This is a genomic window from Bacillus sp. Nf3, from assembly GCF_003028545.1.
Lineage (GTDB): Bacteria > Bacillota > Bacilli > Bacillales > Bacillaceae > Bacillus > Bacillus safensis.
Genome location: NZ_PYUA01000121.1, coordinates 1 through 516, shown reverse-complemented (window position 1 = coordinate 516; position 516 = coordinate 1). Strand labels below are relative to the sequence as shown.

Here is a 516-nt window from a genome sequence, read left to right as displayed (position 1 = left end):
CAGGAATCTGCGGCGAAGGCCAGGCCGGTCATGGCCATGCCAAGGAGCATCACGGTCTTCAAGGTCGTCTTGATCATCACGTCAGTCCTTTGTCTGCCCGTCAATGGGCCAGACCACCATAGCAATCGGTGCCGCGTTGTCCCGCCGCACTGCGGCACGATGCTGCGCTCAGCGCTGCACCGCCTTCAGCGCCTCGACGACCTGGGCATCGGAGAAGCCGCAGTGACCTTCCCCCACCGCCGGCAGCACCTGTGGCAACGGCGCAGCGCCGGCACTCTTGGCCAGTTGCGGATACAGCGTCTGCATGTGCGGCACGATGGTGGGATCGTTGTGGTTGAACTGGATCACCAGAGGCCGCTTCAGGGCGCCGGTCAGCGCCAGCGTGCTGCGCACCCTGGCCTGCGCGGCAGGCACCGCGTCGAGGCGCTGCACGCCGGCATTGAATGCGGCATCGTCACCGAAGCCGCTGTAGTCCACGTTGCGGTTGCCGACCGGCAGGCCGCCGCTGCGCGTGGC

At 67.1% G+C, this 516-nt stretch carries 1 protein-coding gene; it reads right to left on the bottom strand.

Annotation, left to right across the window (positions count from 1 at the left end; all coding sequences use genetic code 11):
• Positions 1 to 168 precede the first annotated feature (168 nt).
• Positions 169 to 516, bottom strand: a 348-nt coding sequence (locus tag C9414_RS19885; protein WP_219909146.1) for a hypothetical protein, incomplete at its 5' end; no start/stop codon positions are given.